Raw genomic sequence first — 14,192 nt, forward strand, 5'->3', positions numbered from 1 at the left:
AATACCTCCATCATATCTCCCGGATTGTTGTCATCACATTGTGGTGCAAGTGGGGCCGGGTCAGGATTCGGAGTCGGTATAGGCAATACCCTGATGTCTAAAGTCGTAATGCTCTGACAGCCTGCCGCACTGGTTACTACCACTCCTAAAGTTTGCACCGGAGCAATCTCATTAATATAATTCGTAAAATCAGTAATGGTTGTCGGTCCACCAGCTTGCGCCAGTGTCAAATTTGGATAATAGGTTACCGTATAACCTGGGAGACCTTGTGTGATCATCACATCTCTCACTGTCAGGTCAAAAGTATGGTACTGATCATCAACACCATCATCATCACATATACTGAGCGGTGCAGGCACTGTAAGCAATAATGGAATATTGATAATCAATTGGAACGAACCAATGTTATAACATCCCGTTACATCATCTTCTACCCTTACCCAGATGGTCTCTCCGTTGCTTCCGATGTAATTTGTGGCAGGGATGATTGGTGCCAAGCCAAGTTCTGCAGCAGCTTGAGAGGTGTAATAAGTTACCGTATAACTGCCTCCCGCAGGTTGTAATGCCAAGACAACTGGAGTTTGTATCGTTAAATCAATTCCGGTAATTGCGTTTTGTGGATTATTATCATCATCACATACCACGATGTCATCCAAATTAAATGGAGCAATCGGACTTGGATTCACATTCAGTTCAATCGGAAGAACACTCCAACAACCGGTATTAACATCTACAGCTCTAACATATAAAGTTTGAACAAAAGGAATAATGTTACAATAAGGCACCGTAATATTCATTGGGGTTGAACCTAACTGGGCATCTGTTAACGTTTCATGAATGGTTAAATCATAAGTCGTTATTCCGTTTAATAAATCCGGTAATAAAGTCGTTAAATCAAAGCCGCAGGAAAAACCGTCCTGATTGTCATCACAAAGTGTATAAGGCTCGAGTGGCGGAATCAATGTTGGTAGTGGCTCCACTCTGATATCAATAGTAGAAATGCTGTAACATCCTGTATCATCATTGGTGATACGGATTCCCAAAGTCTGGACATAGATAATCTGGTTTGGATACTGCAGATCAGGATGAGAAATGTTTATCGCATTGCTGTCATTCTGTGCATCAGTCAAACTAGGATAAAACGTAACTGTCATACCTTGTTGTGTGAGTAATATTGGATCTACCTGTGAAGCCAAATCAAAGACTTCATAACCAATCGGTGCATTGTAATCACACAAAGAATATTGAGGATAGTTAGGCTGTGTGGCATTTGGAAGCGGATTGACAATCAAATCCAGCTCTACAACATCATAGCAACCCGTAGTTATGAACTCTACTCTGACATATAAAGTTTGATTCCACTGGGTTTGGTTGATATAATTCGTTACACCACCAATGGCATTAGTATCATCTTGGGCATCGGTTAAAGTAGTATGGAAAGTAACATTAACATCAGTCGGATTAATGCTGCCTAATATCTGTGGTATGGTAGTAGTCAAATCAAAAGACTCGAAACCTGTTTGTCCTGTATTATCACACAAAATATAATCATCAGGCTCGGTCGCTTCAGGAGTTGGGTTAACAATTAACTGCAACGGAACTATTTCGAAACAACTGGTTACAGTCGATTCTACTCTAATATAAATAACTTGCAACCAAGGATTAATATTATCATAATTGACAATATCAGGTATGCTTGTCCCATCTTGATTTGCATCTGTTATAGTTTCATGGAAAGTAACCGTGTAAGGAGCACCACCGGTAACCGAGTTTATCACCTGTGACAAATCGAACGTAACAAAACCATCATTACTTGGATCACAATACTGTAATGGTTGAGGATTAGTAACAAATACATCATTAGTTACGCCAACAATATTAAAAGCAGTAGCGTTTGATAAACAATTGGCCACTGTTTGATTGGCAACAATGTTATGATTTCCTGCTGTTACATTATAAAAAATCGGATTGGATTGGAAAGTACCTCCATCCAAAGAATATTCATAGTTAGCACCAACCGGATTGGTAACTGTAACCGAATTCGAATTACAAGATTCAACTACCGAAACAGTTGGGTTAATTTGAGGCACAACCTGAATTTGAAAAGTAAATGGTGTTGGACAAGGAACAGCAACACTCGACGTTGGCGTAAATGTATAAGTAGTCGTTGCGGTATTATTCAAGGCCGGAGACCAAGTACCTGAAATACCATTATTGGATGTCGTTGGTAACGGCGTAATAATTGCTCCTTCACAAACAACCGAAGGTGTGATATTAAATGTTGGTGCTACTTGAGGATTAACAACAACAGTTACCGGTTCAATATCAGAACACGGACCAACCGTACTTCTAATATAATACGTTCCACTGGTTGCTACCGCATTTGGTGAAGCTAACGGAGTTGTTCCTGCGGCATTGGTCCAGTAACTTAAAGTACCACCTCCTGTACTTCCGGCTGTAACGGCTGGTAAAGTCAAGTTAACTGTGGACGGTGAACAAACTGGCGCCGGATTAGTAATCACTAAAACCGGAGAAGGGTTTATAGTAACGGTAACAGGTTCTATATCTGAACATGTACCTAATGTACTTTGAATATAATAAGTTCCACTCGTTGTAACTGCATTCGGATTTGCTAATGCTGTTGTAGCAGCGGCATTGGTCCAGTAACTTAAAGTACCGCCTCCTGTACTTCCTGCGGTTACTGCAGCCAAAGTTAAATTAACAGAAGCAGGTCCGCAAACGGCTGCAGGATTGTTGATATTCAAAACTGGTGCGGGATTTATAGTAACAGTTACCGGCTCTATATCAGAACAGGAACCTAGCGTACTTCTAATATAATAAGTACCACTGGTTGTTACAGCACTTGGTGTAGCCAATGGCGTTGTCCCGGCAGCATTGGTCCAGTAACTTAAAGTACCACCTCCTGTACTCCCGGCTGTAATAGCCGGTAAAGTCAAGTTAATTGTCGCTGGTGAACAAACAGCGGCAGGATTGGTGATGTTTAATACTGGTGAAGGATTTATGGAAACGGTTACAGGTTCAATATCAGAACATGTACCTAATGTACTTTGAATATAATAAGTTCCACTCGTTGTAACTGCATTCGGATTTGCTAATGCTGTTGTAGCAGCGGCATTGGTCCAGTAACTTAAAGTACCGCCTCCCGTACTTCCCGCAGTTACTGCAGGTAAGGTTAAATTAACCGTAGCCGGTGAACAGGCTGCAGCCGGATTAGTAATAACCAATACCGGTGAAGGATTAATAGTAACCGTTACAGGCTCTATATCTGAACAAGCACCTACAGTGCTTTTAATGTAATAAGTGCCGCTCGTTGTTACGGCAGTTGGTGTAGCCAATGGTGTTGTTCCCGCCGCATTGGTCCAATAACTCAATGTACCGCCACCAGTACTTCCTGCGGTAACAGCCGGTAAAGTTAAATTAATGGATGCAGGTCCACATACAGTTGCCGGGTTGGTGATCACCAATGTCGGCTGTGGATTTATAGTTATAGTAAAATCTACTGTTGGTCCGGGACAACCATATTTTATCAAAGTAACACTAATCGTTGCCACCTGTTGTGTCGCTACATTCGCCGATGTAAAAGCCGGTAAGAACAAACCACTGCTTGTTCCGCTTGCCGCTAAACCAATAGCAGGATTGCTGTTAGTCCAATTAACAGTATCGTAGGCATCCGCTGTGGTAAAATTAAATTGACTAATCGGGCTGTTTCCACAAAAGACCTGATTTGCAGGATCACTTATTGCTGGACTTGGGCAATTGCAGCTAAAGGTTATTGGAGCAACACAACCTGATCCATTTGCAGGAGTGATGGTAATAGTCCCTGGTAGGTCTAAAGGATTGTAAACATCCAAATGGGTCCCGTTAGCTCCGGTATTTACTACCCCTGAAACGGGCGCTTGTCCATAAAGTGTATAGGTATAGGCCATCATAGTAATTCCCGAACCCGCAATATTGTTCCAGTCAAAATGAATAGCCGGAAGAGGAAAGCCTAATGTAGGAATACCACAGTCTGGTGTTAATACTCCTGTGGCTACAACAACATTAACAACAATAGCAGCTCTTGGACTTTCGCATCCACCTACTGTTTGACTCACATAATAAGTTGTTGTTCCCAATGATGCTGTTGAAGGGGTTGGTGCGGTTGCAGAAGCCGTTCCACCGGTAGCATTAGTGCCATACCAGTTTAATGTTCCTCCTGCTGAAGGTGTCGCTGTTAATGGGCTTACTGTAGCATTTTGACAATAAGTAACTGGTGAAACAACAGTTGGAGCAGTTGCATTCGGAACCGGATTAACCACCAATAGGATTGGCGTAGAAATACAGCCCGAAACCAAATCTCTGACCGTTACATTATAATTACCCGGAGCCAAACCGGTAAAAGTTGGACTGGATTGATATGTAGTGCCGTTAACGCTGTATTCGTAATTGGCTGCCTGATAAGAATAAGTCCCAAAATTTGTATAGTCCTGAGGATCTAAAGCGGTCCAGTCAGCCGGATTCCATGTCATCGTAGGATGTGGTGCCGAAGCAAGTCTTCTGTATGTATAACCACTTTGATTGGCTGGTGTAAAATCAATACCGTCTGTTCTTCCCCATAAATCAAATTCAACATCTGCACTGGTTGCTAAACGCACATTATCATTGGTGTTATAACCTGGACAGGCACTAACTACCAAATCAGGAATTACTCCACCAACATTAGTGGCACTACCAATACCAACGACATAAACATCATTGTTTGCTAATGTTCCGGCTAATGGAAAATCACAAAAACCGGATGGTGTGGCATTACCGTTATTGTATACTTTTAATTTATAGTTGGCTAAATTTTTAGGAGCACCTGTGCCATTAAAGATTTCGATATAGGATAAAGCACCAGTACTTTCATCACTTACTTCAGAAATAAATAAATCTGTCGGAATTGGTAAAGGACCGGTATTCAACGGACTCGTAAAAACAATTGTCCCGGTAGGCACAGTACAGGTTGGCTGTTGTGTTACAGAAACTGTTGGCACAACACAAGCTACTGCTGCAATACAAGTTTGACTTGAAGCGGTCAAACACGATGCACCGGTTGGCGTTACTGTTATGGTTACCGAATCATTTGCATTTAAACCATTTACAGCATAAGTAGTTGCTGCCGTGTTTCCTCCGCTAATAGCTGTTCCGCTGTTAATCGTATAACTGATTGTATATCCCGTTGCACCGGTTACTGCACCCCAATTGAAACTCACAGAACTTGCCGTTGAAGTTCCACAAGCAATAACTGGTGACGCAGATGGATTTACATTTACCGTAACGCTTTGTGACAAATTACAGGTTACAGGTCCGGTAAATGAGATATCGTCCAATGAAAAATCATTTCCACCAGACGTGATAACCCTGTCAAACAAACAAATTTGTGCCGAAGTACTGGCACCTGAATTCCAGACATAAGATCTTTGAACCCAGCCGCAGGCTGTAGCCGGAGCTAATGCAATTCCAACTGAAGCACCATTAATCATGACTTCTATATTGGCAGGGTTTGGAGTGGCAACAGTTTGAACCCAATAGCTAAAGGTATAATTCTGACCCGGAACAACTGCTACAGTTTGACACCAAACGCTATCATTTCCGGCATTCTGATTGGAACCATCGGCTACAAACATATTTCCTGAGCCACCATTAGCAGTACAAGAAGAAAAACCGGCAAACCAAGCATTTGAATTGGTCACGATTCCATAAGTTCTCTGTGCACCAGCCGGAACAGTAACCGTTAAATACTGATAATCCGTAGTAAATCCATTATTCCCTTGAGAAAAATCTCCGTTAAAAATCAAATCTCTATTCGATGTTACGGTAGAAGTTACCGTATAGGTGGTTGTCTGTGTTGGACTAACCACAGGGTTAGCGATGTTGGGCGTTGTCAAACTAGGATCTGCCGGTGATGCAGTCCAATTGTATGGATTCGCACTTCCGCTTGTTGACAATTGACTTGTCGCGCCTGCACAAATTGTTGAAGGGAAAGCACCAGCTGTTATGCCACCAGGTTGCGTGATAACTACATTTGGAGTGGTTGCTGTTGAGGCCGGGCTATCACTATCAGTTACCGAAAGCGTATAAGTACCCGCCGGAAGTCCGGTGAAAACTCCTGTGGTATTCGTTTGTGAAACTGGCCCTGTAATGGAATAAGAAACATAAGGCTGAACTCCATTAACTCCAAAAATAACAATTGAGCCATCATTCGCTCCGGGGCAGGAAACATTGGATACTGAATTTGACATCGTCAAAGGTATTGTTGGTGCAGTCACCGAAAAATCATCGACTGCAAAATCATTCCCAACTGCACTCGTATTGTTGTTAAATAATTTGATATTGGCACACGGACCATTGGCTACAAAAGTATAAACTACTTGCTGCCAGCCCGAAGCTGTTGGAGGCGCAATGGCACTACCCGAAACTAAAGTCACTGCGCTGGCATTCAGAATCTGCACACCAATATTGGCTGGTGTTGGTGAACCCGCTACAGGTCCGTAAATGGATCTGATCCAATAGCTAAACGTATAGGTTACACCGGTTGTCAAACCACAAACGCCACCACCGCCATTTCCGGCTTCCCAGAAATTTTGTTGGCCACCCGTGGTATTCCCATCAATAACCATCATGTATCCCGTTCCCGAAGTGTGATCTCCCGATGCAACGAAAGAAGCAGTATTCATCGGCAGCGGATTGGTTGTTAATGACCAATTCCCAGGTATAGTAGTTCCTGAATATGGAGGATTAATTTGGGAATACCCAGCGCCATTGCTAAAAAAACCAATGACAGTACCTGTTTCAAAATTCCCGTTATTCAACAGATTTTGTGAGAATCCCTGAAAGGAAAACAAGATTAGGGCAACAAATAATATATTTTTTATACGAGTAAATATCTTCATATACAATAACTTTAAAGTAGATTTAGCTTGGCAATTGCTATTAAACAACTACCAAATATATTGATTTTTAATGTTTTAACGAAAAAACCTCAAATAAATGAGGTCTTTTTTCTATTTTTCTATTTTTCTTCTGTCTCTCTCTGTTTTTAACAAGTTAAGTTCCCTACTTGTTTGCCCGGCTACCGAAGTGTTTTCTTCTGCCCTTCGAATCAAATAAGGCATCACATCCCTAACCGGTCCAAATGGCAAATATTTAGCTACATTATACCCGTGTTCTGCCAGATTATAGCTGATGTTATCGCTCATGCCATACAACTGACCAAACCAAATTCTTGGGTCACTTTTCAGTACGCCTTTGGCTTCCATTAGTTCAATTAGTTTATAAGAACTTAACTCATTGTGTGTTCCGGCAAATATGGACATTTTTTCTAAATTCTCCATCATATAAACCACAGTTGTATCATAATTAATATCTGTGGCTTCTTTGCTCTCGCAAATTGGTGTCGGATAGCCTTTTTCTTCGGCACGTTTGTTTTCTTTTTCCATATAGGCTCCGCGAACCAGTTTCATCCCTATATAAAAGCCTTCTGACTGAGCTTGCGCGTGCAACTTTTTCAAATAATCCAATCTGTCATGGCGATACAACTGCAAAGTGTTAAAAACAATGCATTTTTCTTTGTTGTACTTGCGCATCATATCGGTAACCAAATCGTCAGCAGCATCCTGCATCCAGCTTTCTTCTCCGTCAATCAACAAGGCAACGTCTTTCTCATGAGCGGCTTTACATACAGCATCAAAACGAGCCACTACTCTATCCCACTCTTTTTGTTCTTCGGCAGTTAAGGTTTGCTTCTCTCCTAACTTTTCATATAAATAAAAACGCCCAAAACCGGTTGGTTTAAAAACCGCAAACGGAATCGCTTCTCTTTCTTTAGCAAATTCAATGGTTTTCAATGTCATTTCCAAGGCAGCGTCAAATTGCGCTTCTTCTTCTTTCCCTTCAACCGAATAATCCAATACTGAAGAAACACCTTTGGTATACATTTTATCCACTACCGACAAACAATCATCTTCAGTTGTTCCGCCACAAAAATGATCAAAAACAGTCGCTCTGATTAATCCTTCTACCGGTAAGTGTGCCTTTAAGGCAAAGTTGGTCACGGCAGTTCCGATGCGAACCAGCGGCTCATTGTCAATCATTTTGAATAAAAAATAAGCCCTGTCTAATTCTGTATCTGTTTTAAGTGCAAACGCCACTTTAGTGTTGTTGAAAATTTTTTCCATTGTATTGTATTGATGCGACAAATATAAAAAGAGTTTTAAGAATTGTTTCATTTTAAAAAACTAGTTTGAGGCAACAATCCTTTTTATCATCCCATTGAAAATAAAAAAATGAAAAGGTAGCATACTGTACCAATATAATCGCCCAAAAATTCCTCTTGGCCGAAACGTCGCAATTTGGTGCAATACATTATTTTCATCGATTCTAAATTCCAACCAAGCTTCACCCGGAACTTTCATTTCTGCAAAAAGTAATAACCGCTTGTTTTCTTTATCGGCCAATAAAACCCGCCAGAAATCTAACGAATCACCGTTGTAAATATCGTAAGGATGGGTTCTTCCTCTTCTGAGCCCAACACCACCAAACAATTTATCAATAGCGCCACGCAATTGCCACATCCAATCAGCATAATACCACCCTTTTTCGCCTCCTATCGACCAAATATTATGCAAAACCTGTTCAGGATTTTCAATCTTTACTGTTTTAATGTCTTTCAAACAACCAAAGTTAGGGACTTGGATATAATGCGCCAAACTGCTCTTAAAACGACTACTCACCAAACTGTCCTTCCAACTGGAAATGACTAAATTTTGTTCAATTTTCTCAAAAGCTAATTTAATAGCATCTACATAGGAAATGGGTTTTATATGGAGCATTTTTTGGAGTCGGTTGTCTTTACAAACCACTTCTACCTTCATGCTATCGACCAAATTTACAGCCAATTTATAGGAAGTAGACGTAACAAAATACAGCCAGTAGGAAGATAATTTCGGTGTCATAATCGGAACAGTCAAAATGGCCAATTTAATGTTTCGGGTTTTGGCATACAACTGCATCATTTGTTTGTAGGTGATCACATTGGGCCCACCAATATCAAAAGATTCGTTGAAACAGTCTTCCCTATTTTGTACTCCAAGTAAATACTGAATTACATCCCGAATAGCAATGGGTTGCGTTTTAGTCAGCACCCATTTTGGTGTAATCATGATGGGCAATTTTTCACATAAATCCCTGATAATTTCAAATGACGAACTTCCTGAACCTACAATAATTCCAGCCTTTAAAACGGTTAAATCGTGTGTTCCTCCGTACAATATTTTCTCAACACTATTTCGTGACAGCATGTGTTTGGACAAATTCGGGTCGTTGACAATGCCGCTCAAATAAATGACTTGTTTTACTTTCATGTATGCTGAATACCGATTGAAGTTTTGGGCCGTTTGGGCTTCCATAACATCAAAATCATTGGTAGAACTCGACATCGAATGAATTAAAAAATAAGCAATATCAACCTGTGTCGGACAATTTTCAAAACTGACTTCCTCTAAAAAATCAACTTCCCAAATGGCAACTAAAGACAAGATATGTGGATCAAATCCCATGCGCTTTTTATCGCGAACACAACAAATTACTTCATGTCCTTGCGACAACAATTCGGGCAATAATCGTCTCCCTACATAACCATTGGCACCTGTTAAAAGAATTTTCATAAAGCCCTATTATTAGTGTTCAACCATAAACTTCTGTATTCCATTTTTTTATCATAATCTTGGGCTTGCTTCTCGATATTAAAATAGCGATTGCCACGCGGATCATTACCCACTCCGGCTAAATAAGCCCAATTACCCCAATTACTGCAAACATCATAATCGATGAGTTGTTGCTCAAAATAAGCCGCGCCATAACGCCAATCGAGTTTCAAATCATGACACAAATAACTCGCTACATTTTGTCGGCCTCGATTGCTCATAAAACCGGTCAACTTAAGTTCAGTCATATTGGCATCAACGAAATCAATACCTGTTTTACCATCAATCCAGTTTTGCAATGACTGAATATCTTGTTTATTCGATGCAATGGCTTTGGTTTGAATTCCGGCCAATTGAAAAAATTTGGCTTGGTATTTCTTCACCATAAACCTAAAATAGTCACGCCAGAGTAATTCAAAAACCAACCAATATGTCGATTCGTTGGCTTCGTATTGCGCTTCATATTTTTTGAGTTCAAAATAGATTTCCCTTGGAGACAAACAACCCAATGCCAACCATGCTGAGAATTTGGAGGAATAATTGGCGCCTACCATTCCGTTTCGGGTTTGTTTATAACTTGAGATTGATTGGGTTTCAAAAAAATAATGTTTCATACGCAGTAATCCTTGGGTTTCGCCACCTTTGAACTGAAGGACAGCTCTGCTATCAATGTTGGTAGTATCCAAACCTAAATCATTCAATGCAGGCAGATTGATTTCAGGAATTGTAGGGGAATTAATTCGCAACGGCTTTTCGAAAACCGTTCTAATCTCAGCATCTTTCTCAATTCTCTTTCTGAAATTGGTGAAAACATCGGGAATATCTTTGATGGAAAAAGGCAAATCTTCCGCATGGTATAAAGTGCTTGTGCTAAAGGTTTCAAATTCACATCGCAATCTAAAAAGTTCCGATTGTACCAAAGCTTCCGTTTGCTTTTCTTCATGAGCCACCTCTCGCTTAGCAAAAACTTTGTAAGCTTTGTATTGCTGGACTATTTTGGGGATTTCAACTTCGGGTTTCCCTTTCAAAAGGATCAATCCCGAGCCTAATTCTCGAAGATTTTTATCTAAATCGGCCAAAGCTTCCAATAAAAATTGGGCTCTGAAACTTCCTGTTTTTTGAAATCCATAATCCGTTGTCTGAAATTGAGCTTCATCAAAGCAATACACCGGAACAATGATATCACTCTTGGCTATCGCTTTTACCAAGGTTTCATTATCGTGCAAACGCAAATCGGTTTTAAACCAAACAATCGCTGTTTTCATAAGTCATTGATATTTTTCAAATAAGAATCGGCCTGTTCTAACAAATTGGCTTTTTCTTCGGGTTTCATTTTTCGCCAAACATTGTACATCATTCCGATACGGGGATTTTTGGATAATTTGTCTTCATGCTTGTCGTAGAAATTCCAATACAAGCTGTTAAACGGGCATGCTTTTTCGCCCGTTTTCAATGCTTTTTTATAGAAACAGCTACCACAATAGTGGCTCATTTTATCGATATACGCAGCCGAACTCACATAAGGTTTTGTGCCTACAATGCCGCCGTCAGCAAACTGACTCATGCCACGGGTGTTGGTGATTTCAACCCATTCAATCGCATCAATGTAAATTCCCAGATACCAGGCATCTACTTCATCCGGATGCACTCCGGCCAACAGGGCAAAATTTCCGGTAATCATTAAACGCTGAATATGATGCGCATAGGCGAAATCTAACGATTGGTTGATGGCATTTTTGAGACAATTCATTTTGGTTTTACCGGTCCAAAACCAATCGGGCAATTTTTGATTATGATTAAAAAAATTCAAAGAAGCATAACTGGGCATTTTTAACCAATAAATACCGCGCATGTATTCGCGCCAACCAATGATTTGCCGAACAAAACCTTCGAGTTGATTGTACGCTATCTCATTTTTGCGACTTCCCCATTCTTTGATGGCTCGGTCTATAACTTCTTTGGGCGAAATCATTTTGAGATTCATGGAAAAGGAAAGACGCGAATGGTATAACGACCATTCATTGGGCATCATCGCATCTTGAAATGATCCAAATAAAGGCAGACATTCGGTCACAAAAAAATCGAGTAAGGCTAAGGATTGTGCTCTGTTAATAGGCCAAACAAAATTAGTCTCATCAATAGTTCCAATAGTAGCAACATTTGTATTGCTCAATGCTGCGACAATTTGACTAACATCATTATTAAAAACTAATGGCGGTGTTGGCTTATGATTTTTAGGCAATTTCATTCGATTTTCCCCATCATAATTCCACTGACCGGTTGTAGGTTTATCGCCTTCCATCAAAATGTTGTGTTGCTTTCTCATGGCGCGGTAAAAGCTTTCCATCAGCAACATTTTTTTGCCTTCAAAAAAAGTCCCTAATTCATTCCTTGTGCTGAAAAAATGCTCTGTGTCATAAACTGCATGTGGAATTGTAAGATGAGAACAATAGTTTTTAAATACAACATCCAATCTATATTCATCAGGCAATTGGTATTCAAACTGTATAAAATTTCCTTGGTGTAATATGGCGTCTAAATTCTTTTCAAAGGATTGCAAATTGTGGCTATCCGTCAAATGGAAGTAAATCACCTTGTGTTGTTTAGACTGCAACTCTGCAGCAAAAGAACGCATGGCACTGAAGAAACCAACTACTTTTTGGATGTGATGGTGCGCGTAATCCGTTTCGGTTCTGACTTCCATTAGCACATAAGTAATAGAATCATCTACCTTATTGAACCAAGAATGAAGGTGGTTCAATTGGTCTCCCAAAATAAGCCTAAGTGTGCCTTTATTTTTCATTTTTTGTTGTTCTGCATTTATCGCTACAATATTTGACTTCATCCCAAACTTTCTCCCATTTTTTGCGCCAGTAAAAAGGTCGGTTACAAACGACGCAAACTTTATTGGGCAGGTTTTGTTTTTTTATTCCGCGCATTAGCTATTTTATTTGAATTGGGATTTGTTACGTGCTTTTTCAGAATTCGTCTGCCTTCTTCTTTGACTTCATCCGTTTTGCGAAAACTCCAAATGATATCACTCGCCTTTTTACGAGTGGCTTCAATATCTACAATTGGTTCCGGATAATCTTTACCAATTTCACATTGATATAATTGCTGTTCCATCAGGCTCAATTTCCAAGGTTCATGGATCAAATGAGCCGGAATATTGGCCAATTCGGGTAACCATTTTTTGATAAAAATGCCTTCAGTATCGTGTTCTTCAGAGTTTTTAATCGGATTGTAAATGCGAACGGTATTGATTCCGGTAACGCCCGATTGCATTTGCAATTGCGGATAATGAATTCCGGGTTCGTAATCTAAAAATTGTCGGGCCAAAAAGTGCAATTCACGCCAGTCCTGCCAAAGATTAAACACAAAAAAAGAAACGACCATAGCGCGCATTCTAAAATTGAGGTAACCGGTGGCTACCAAACAACGCATGCAGGCATCCACAATAGGCACGCCGGTTTTTCCTTCCTGCCAAGCTTTGATATAAGCTTCATTTTTGGGCTTTATCAAGATGTCAAAAGCAGCATTTATGTTTTGAAATTCCATTCGGCATTCGTCTTCAAACTTTTGCATAAAATGACAATGCCAATGCAATCGTGATACAAAATTCAGCATCGCTCTTTTATTAGAAGCATTCTCATAAAACTGATTGGCATATTGATAAACCATTCGCATACTAATATTACCATAAGCCAAATAGGGCGATAAACGACTACAGCCTTTTCTGCTTAAATCGGGCTTAGAAATGTGCTTGCTATAATTGATATAGCGCTCTTTTACAAAACTGTCTAAATACCGCCAAGCCCAATATTCGCCTCCTTGTTGGAAGTTTTTGTGGTGAGTTGTGATGGCTTCATTTAGATGCTCTCCTTTTAATTTGTTGTATAAATCAGAATCCAATTTTTCGATTTGAAAACGATTTAAGTTGATGGTTTTGGGAATGTCACGCATCACTTTTTCCCAACGTTTATCCCAATCTTTTCTCGATTTTAATTTTCGAATCACACCGTGCAATTGGTATTCCTTCCACTCAATTTTATTTGCTGAAAAATAACTTTGCATTGTTATATCCCGGTCAAAAGTAACTTTGTTACCCACTTCCTGATGGGAAAAAACCGTTTTGACTTCATACACTTTTGTGAGTTCTTCGAATACTGTTTTGACTTCACTTTGAAAAAAATAAAGTCTCGCGTTTACCGAGTCCAATTGGGTTTGCATCCCTAAAATTGATTCGTAAACAAACCGCCAATGCCTTACATCCGAATCGTCATAAGCCATAACAGAAGGCTCGAAAAAAAAGAGCAATAAAACAGGCAAATCCGATTGTTGAGCCTGAAACAAAGGTTCATGATCTGTCAATCGCAAATCTCTTTTAAACCAAATAATATTAATCGCTTTTTTATTCAAAATAATCCGAAACAAGTATTGCTATTG

Annotated in this window: 7 protein-coding genes; all 7 read right to left on the bottom strand. The window is 39.9% G+C overall.

Annotation, left to right across the window (positions count from 1 at the left end; genetic code table 11):
• A partial coding sequence (locus tag P1K33_RS14985) for an FIDD domain-containing protein (protein WP_443667533.1) occupies positions 1-6,935 on the bottom strand: 6,935 nt, incomplete at its 3' end.
• Positions 6,936-7,046: 111 nt separating this feature from the next.
• Complete coding sequence (locus P1K33_RS14990; protein WP_284653832.1) at positions 7,047-8,219, bottom strand: proline dehydrogenase family protein; 1,173 nt, start codon at positions 8,217-8,219, stop codon at positions 7,047-7,049.
• A 60-nt stretch (positions 8,220-8,279) separates the two neighbouring features.
• On the bottom strand, positions 8,280-9,707 hold the full coding sequence (locus P1K33_RS14995; RefSeq protein ID WP_284653807.1) for an SDR family oxidoreductase: 1,428 nt from the start codon (positions 9,705-9,707) through the stop codon (positions 8,280-8,282).
• The gene (locus P1K33_RS15000; protein WP_284653808.1) at positions 9,704-11,011 is read right to left on the bottom strand and encodes a DASH family cryptochrome; all 1,308 of its coding nucleotides are present in this window, start codon (positions 11,009-11,011) and stop codon (positions 9,704-9,706) included. The genes P1K33_RS14995 and P1K33_RS15000 overlap by 4 nt, the downstream gene beginning before the upstream one ends.
• Positions 11,008-12,549, bottom strand: a complete 1,542-nt coding sequence (locus P1K33_RS15005) for a cryptochrome/photolyase family protein (protein WP_284653809.1) — start codon at positions 12,547-12,549, stop codon at positions 11,008-11,010. Before P1K33_RS15005 ends, P1K33_RS15000 begins: the two co-directional genes overlap by 4 nt.
• Positions 12,539-12,685 carry a DUF2256 domain-containing protein gene (locus tag P1K33_RS15010; protein ID WP_372508272.1) on the bottom strand — a complete coding sequence of 49 codons (147 nt, stop codon included), beginning with the start codon at positions 12,683-12,685 and terminating at the stop codon, positions 12,539-12,541. The genes P1K33_RS15005 and P1K33_RS15010 overlap by 11 nt, the downstream gene beginning before the upstream one ends.
• Positions 12,651-14,180: a cryptochrome/deoxyribodipyrimidine photo-lyase family protein gene (locus P1K33_RS15015; RefSeq protein WP_350028987.1), complete on the bottom strand. Its 1,530-nt coding sequence runs from the start codon at positions 14,178-14,180 to the stop codon at positions 12,651-12,653. The genes P1K33_RS15010 and P1K33_RS15015 overlap by 35 nt, the downstream gene beginning before the upstream one ends.
• Positions 14,181-14,192 lie beyond the last annotated feature (12 nt).

The organism is Flavobacterium terrisoli (genome assembly GCF_030167905.1).
In the GTDB taxonomy this organism is placed as follows: domain Bacteria; phylum Bacteroidota; class Bacteroidia; order Flavobacteriales; family Flavobacteriaceae; genus Flavobacterium; species Flavobacterium terrisoli.

What these genes read in the sequence shown, in the direction of transcription:
- P1K33_RS14990 (WP_284653832.1), bottom strand. Translation starts at nt 8,219, where the DNA reads ATGGAAAAAATTTTCAACAACACTAAAGTGGCGTTTGCACTTAAAACA.
- P1K33_RS14995 (WP_284653807.1), bottom strand. Translation starts at nt 9,707, where the DNA reads ATGAAAATTCTTTTAACAGGTGCCAATGGTTATGTAGGGAGACGATTA.
- P1K33_RS15000 (WP_284653808.1), bottom strand. Translation starts at nt 11,011, where the DNA reads ATGAAAACAGCGATTGTTTGGTTTAAAACCGATTTGCGTTTGCACGAT.
- P1K33_RS15005 (WP_284653809.1), bottom strand. Translation starts at nt 12,549, where the DNA reads ATGAAAAATAAAGGCACACTTAGGCTTATTTTGGGAGACCAATTGAAC.
- P1K33_RS15010 (WP_372508272.1), bottom strand. Translation starts at nt 12,685, where the DNA reads ATGCGCGGAATAAAAAAACAAAACCTGCCCAATAAAGTTTGCGTCGTT.